The organism is Furfurilactobacillus curtus, from assembly GCF_045862785.1.
Classification (GTDB): Bacteria; Bacillota; Bacilli; order Lactobacillales; family Lactobacillaceae; genus Furfurilactobacillus; species Furfurilactobacillus curtus.
Genome location: NZ_BQXO01000073.1, coordinates 1 through 422, shown reverse-complemented (window position 1 = coordinate 422; position 422 = coordinate 1). Strand labels below are relative to the sequence as shown.

General features: G+C 45.7%; 1 protein-coding gene. It reads right to left on the bottom strand.

What is annotated here, in order from left to right:
• Positions 1 to 422, bottom strand: a 422-nt coding sequence (locus tag ACKTR2_RS10510) for a hypothetical protein (protein WP_407885091.1), incomplete at both ends; no start/stop codon positions are given.

The following is a 422-nucleotide window of genomic DNA, read 5'->3' as shown; positions in this document are numbered from 1 at the left end:
AATCACCAGTGTTATTCGAGCCAGAGTTACTGTTCCCAGTGTTGCTGTCACCAGTGTTATTTGAACCTGAGTTCGAGTTACCGGTGTTGCTATCACCAGTATTGTTTGAACCTGAGTTCGAATTACCTGTGTTGCTATCACCAGTGTTATTCGAGCCGCTGTTACTGTTCCCGGTGTTGTTGTCACCAGTGTTGTTCGAGCCAGAGTTACTGTTCCCAGTATTGCTGTCACCGGTGTTGTTTGAACCCGAGTTCGAATTACCTGTGTTGGAATCACCAGTGTTATTCGAGCCACTGTTCGAGTTACCCGTGTTGCTGTCACCAGTGTTATTTGAACCTGAGTTCGAGTTACCGGTGTTGCTATCACCAGTATTTTTTGAACCTGAGTTCGAATTACCTGTGTTGCTATCACCAGCGTTATTC